At 69.6% G+C, this 4,605-nt stretch carries 6 protein-coding genes; 2 read left to right on the forward strand and 4 right to left on the reverse strand.

All coding sequences use genetic code 11. The features are described 5' to 3' along the window. The coding region (locus tag AC1DVT_RS18060) for an ROK family transcriptional regulator (protein ID WP_477390532.1) at nucleotides 1-1,132 on the reverse strand (1,132 nt) is incomplete at its 3' end. A gap of 70 nt (nucleotides 1,133-1,202) precedes the next feature. On the opposite strand from AC1DVT_RS18060, the gene AC1DVT_RS18065 reads away from it, so the two are divergent. Beyond that, on the forward strand, nucleotides 1,203-2,042 hold the full coding sequence (locus AC1DVT_RS18065) for an exodeoxyribonuclease III (RefSeq protein WP_457099574.1): 840 nt from the start codon (nucleotides 1,203-1,205) through the stop codon (nucleotides 2,040-2,042). Nucleotide 2,043: 1 nt separating this feature from the next. Here AC1DVT_RS18065 and AC1DVT_RS18070 read toward each other — a convergent pair whose 3' ends face one another. Genes AC1DVT_RS18070 through AC1DVT_RS18080 form a run of 3 tightly spaced genes read right to left on the reverse strand, consistent with a single transcriptional unit; the run spans nucleotide 2,044 to nucleotide 3,819 of the window. Continuing rightward, on the reverse strand, nucleotides 2,044-2,664 hold the full coding sequence (locus AC1DVT_RS18070) for a dihydrofolate reductase family protein (RefSeq protein ID WP_477390534.1): 621 nt from the start codon (nucleotides 2,662-2,664) through the stop codon (nucleotides 2,044-2,046). After that, on the reverse strand, nucleotides 2,661-3,377 hold the full coding sequence (locus AC1DVT_RS18075; RefSeq protein WP_477390536.1) for a winged helix-turn-helix transcriptional regulator: 717 nt from the start codon (nucleotides 3,375-3,377) through the stop codon (nucleotides 2,661-2,663). Before AC1DVT_RS18075 ends, AC1DVT_RS18070 begins: the two co-directional genes overlap by 4 nt. A gap of 4 nt (nucleotides 3,378-3,381) precedes the next feature. Further along, on the reverse strand, nucleotides 3,382-3,819 hold the full coding sequence (locus tag AC1DVT_RS18080; RefSeq protein WP_457099577.1) for a VOC family protein: 438 nt from the start codon (nucleotides 3,817-3,819) through the stop codon (nucleotides 3,382-3,384). A 147-nt stretch (nucleotides 3,820-3,966) separates the two neighbouring features. On the opposite strand from AC1DVT_RS18080, the gene AC1DVT_RS18085 reads away from it, so the two are divergent. Next, nucleotides 3,967-4,605 (forward strand): DUF7134 domain-containing protein (locus tag AC1DVT_RS18085; protein ID WP_477390538.1); only part of this gene is annotated, 639 nt, incomplete at its 3' end.

Here is a 4,605-nt window from a genome sequence, read left to right on the forward strand (position 1 = left end):
CGATCGCCCCGCGCGTCTCGGACCACTCGCCGAACGTGGCTCCGACGATCTCGGGCAGCCCGTCGGCGGACGGGAGGGCCGTCCGCTCGAGCGAGTGGCGCATGGGCGCCATCAGGATCTCGCCCGCCTGCGCGAGCTCGCCGCCGACCACGATGAGCTCAGGGTCGAAGAGATTGCACAGGCTCGCGGCAGCGACGCCGATGTGCCGGCCCGCATCCGCTATGACCCGGCGCGAACTGCCGTCGCCGTCCTCGGCCGCCTGCAGGAGGTCGCTGATCCGGTGCATGCCCGCGCTCGGCGGGAACAGCGACAGCAGGGCGGGGCCGCCGGCGTAGGTCTCGAGGCATCCCCGGTTGCTGCAGCGGCAGACCGGGCCGTTCTCGTCGATCGTGACATGGCCGATCTGGCCGGCCTTGCCGTTGACGCCGCGGAAGAGGTCGCCGCCGACGATGAGCCCGGCGCTGATGGTGTGGCCGACTCGGATGAAGACGGATGCCGAGGCCGAGCGTCCGCTGCCCTCGCGGGCCTCGGCGAGGCCGCCCAGGTTCGCCTCGCTGTCGACGTGCACCGGACGGCCGATCCGCTCCGAGAGGCTCTCGGCGACGTCGATGCCCGCCCAGCCGGGCAGCAGCACGGGCGTGGAGATCATCCCGGTGCGCGGATCGATGGGAGCGGGCAGGGCGAGCCCGACGGCGAGGAGGTCGGCGACCGTGCCGCCGAGCGACTCCATGAGTTCGCTGAGGAGAATCGCCAGCCGGTCGAGCTGCGCATCGTGACGGTGGTCGAGCGGAAGCGGGAGCGAGGTCTGGCTCACGACGGTGCGTGTGACATCGGCGATCGCGATGTGCAGCTGCCGCGATGTGTAGTGCACGCCGGCCACGAGGCCCAGCTGGCGGGCGAGTGAGACGAGCGTGGCACGCCGTCCGCTGCGGGACGTGACGGACGTGTGCAGGAGGCCCGCTGCGGTGAGCTCCTTGACGATGTTCGACACCGTCGCAGGCGACAGCCCGGTGCTGCCGGCGAGCTCGACCTGCGTGAGACGTCCGTGGCGCTTGAGCGATTCGACGAGGCGCGCGCGATTGGCCTCGCGGAGCGAGCTCTGCGAGCCAGGCGGAGACGTGTGACGCGCCACACGCACACTGTACCCGACCCGCTTTCGGCCGGAACGGTGAGCGTCGCAGCCCGGCTTTAGGCTGGACACCATGCGCCTGGCCACCTGGAACGTCAACTCCGTCCGTGCTCGCGTCGACCGGATCGTCGACTTCGCGGTTCGCGAGAGCATCGACGTGCTGGCCATGCAGGAGATCAAGTGCAAGGCCGAGCAGTTCCCGTTCGAGAAGTTCGAAGAGGCCGGCTTCCACGTGGAGGCGCACGGCTTCTCGCAGTGGAACGGCGTCGCGATCGCGAGCCGCGAGCCGCTCACCGACGTCGAGACCGCTTTCCCCGGCATGCCCGGGTTCGCGAAGGGGCATGAGGGAGCGGATGCCCCGCAGGAGGCCCGTGCCATCGGCGCGACGGTCGGCGGGGTGCGGGTGTGGAGCCTGTACGTGCCGAACGGGCGCTCCCTCGGCGATCCGCACTACTACTACAAGCTCGACTGGCTCAGCGCCCTCGAGCAGTACACCCGCGAGTCACTGAAGGCTGACCCCGACCTCGCGCTCGCCCTCGTGGGCGACTTCAACATCGCCCCGACGGATGCCGACAACGGCGATCCGACGGTGGTCCAGGGGTTCGCGACCCACGTCTCGCCGCCCGAGCGCGAGGCCTTCGCCGCACTCGAGGCCGCCGGCCTCGCCGACGTGGTGCGGCCGCTCATCCCCACCGGGTTCACCTACTGGGACTACAAGCAGCTGCGCTTCCCCCGCAATGAGGGCATGCGGATCGACTTCATCCTCGGGTCGCACACGTTCGCCGACGCGGTGGCCGGTGCGCAGATCCATCGCAACGAGCGCAAGGGCGAGGCCCCGAGCGATCACGTGCCCGTCGTCGTCGACCTCGACCTCACGGGCGACGACGACGACGATCGCCCGATGATCTTCTGAGTCAGTCCTCGGTGGTCATATCCCCGGTCTGCGGCGTGCCTTCAGCGGGACCGTAGCGAAGCGAAACGGCGCCCGATGACCCTGCGACGGGTGGGGCCAGGAGCCTGAGGTTCGCCGGTGCGGCACCGTCTGGGAAGACCTTCTTCCCCTGCCCGAGCACGATCGGGTACACCCACAGCACGAGCTCGTCGAACGCCCGCTCCGCGAGCAGGGTCTGCACGAAGTCGATGCTGCCGATGATGTGGATGTTCTCGTGGCGCTCACGCAGCGCGGCGACGTCGGCCGCGGCATCCGGTCCCAGCTGGGTGGTGCCGGCCCAGTCGAGCGTGGGGGTGCCGCGCGATGCCACGTACTTCGGGATGCGGTCGAACTTCGGGCCGATCCCGCCCCCGTCATGGTGCGGCCAGTACGCGGCGAAGATGTCGTAGGTCCTGCGCCCGAGGACGAGCGCGTCGAGCTTGTCGATGCCCGCCATCACTTCCCTGCCGACGAGATCGTCAGGCAGCGGCGCCTGCCATCCGCCGTACGGGAAGCCGCCGGAGATGTCCTCCTCTGGTCCACCCGGGGCCTGCGCGACCAGGTCGAGGGTGGTGAACAGATCGATCGTGATGCGTCCGGTCATTGCCGTGTCCTTTCGAGAGATCGAATCGCGAAGGTTGCGGCGAATCGCTCCAGGAGCGTCGGGTCGCCATGGACCACGGCGATCACCTCCTGGTCGATCGCCTCGCTGGGGGTCAGCTCCCCCGAGATGATGCGCCGGATGCCGGGCCCGGCCGCGAAGACGAGCTCCGGGTCGCCAGGAGGGCGCTTCGACAGGCTCAGCGACCGAAGCGCTGTCGGCGGCGCCGGCGGCGCGAGTTGCGCGACCCGCAGCGCGCCGCCGTCGACCTGCACCCGCAGCACCACATCGCCCACGTGCACCTCGTAGTCTGCGGGCGGCAGCGAGGCCGCGGCATCCGGTTGAAAAGCCGTCCGCAGCGCCATCGTGAGCGAGTCCGCCGTCACGACGTCGTCGATGCCCGGCTCGCCCATCTGCGCGAATCCCCAGCGCCCGAGGGCGAGCACGATCGGCTCGAGCTCACGCCCGTAGTCGGTGAGCTCATAGACGAGCCCGCAGTTCTTGAGCGGCACTCGGCGCACGACACCGCCCTCCTGCAGCTCCTTGAGCCTCGTGGAGAGGATGTTCGTGGGGATGCGGGGCAGCCCCTGCTTGAGGTCGGTGTACCGGCGGGGGCCGACGAGCAGGTCGCGGACGATGAGCATCGCCCAGCGCTCCCCGACCAGCTCGACGGCAGTGGTGACCCCGCAGTACTGCCCGTAGCTGCGAGATGCCAAGGGGTCAGACCTGAGCCTGCTCCGCCAGATAGGCCTCCGGGCCCTTCTCGGCCGCCACCGGGTCCATGTAGAGGAACCCGAGGTTGTTGCCGTCCGGGTCATCGAGGTCGCGCGAGTACATGAACCCGTAGTCCTGCGCCGGGCGCGGCTCGCTGCCGCCGTTCGCGAGCCCGGCGGCGAGCACCGCGTCCACGTCCTCGCGGCTGTCGCGGCTGAGGGCGATCGACACCTGCGCGCTCGTGGCGGGGTCGATGATCGGCTTGTCGGTGAACGTCGCGAAATACTCCCTGGTGAGCACCATGAAGTACACGTTCTCGTCCCACACGATGCAGGCCGCGTTCTCATCGGTGAACTGCGGGCTCAGCTCGGCACCCAGCGCGAGATAGAACGCCTTAGAGCGCTCCAGGTCGGACGTGGGGATGTTCACGAAGATGCTGGTCATTTCCTGCTCCAATCGCTGTGCGGTGTGCCCGCAGACCGATACTTGCAAAAAGCAAGCAAGCTTGTCAATAGCAAGTTCGCGCGAACCGGGTGCACTCTCCGTCGCAGGGGGGATGCCGCGGCGCGGCCTCCCCCGTACCGTGGAGAGATGTCCGAAACCGTCCCGCCGAGGCCCCTGCGCCGGCCGCCCTCGGCCGCCGAGCTGCGCGCGGACGTGTGGCTCGCCGCCGCTCTGATGCTCGCCGCGATCCTCAGCGCGGCCCTCGGCTCCGTCGCCGGGATCTACGCCGACGAGACGCCGGGCATGGAGTGGGCGCTGCTCTACGCGGTCGCGCTCACCGCGCCCCTCGCTGTGCGTCGACGCTTCCCCGAGGCCGTCGCCGTCGCGACGGCGCTGGCCTTCTTCGTCGCGATGAGCTTCCAGATCCCCGAGATGTACGTCGGCAACATCGTCCTGTTCATCAGCATGTACACCGTCGGCGCGTGGGTGAACGATCGCCGGCGGGCCGCCCTCGTGCGCATCGCGATCATCGTGGGGATGTTCACGTGGCTGCTCGTCACGACCTTCCAATCGGCGACCGCCGACACCGACGACGGCCTCTCCCGCGCGGGCCTGTTCTCACCCTTCGTGGCCTGGATGCTCATGCAGTTCCTCGTCAACGCGGCCTTCTTCGGCGGCGCCTACTACATGGGCGAGCGGGCCTATGCGTCGGCGCTTGCCGGCGAAGCGCTGCGTCAGCGGACGCTCGAGCTGGAGCGCGAGCGCGAGGTGACGGCGGCGCAGGCC

It is taken from the genome of Microbacterium sp. P2_F9 (genome assembly GCF_056403635.1).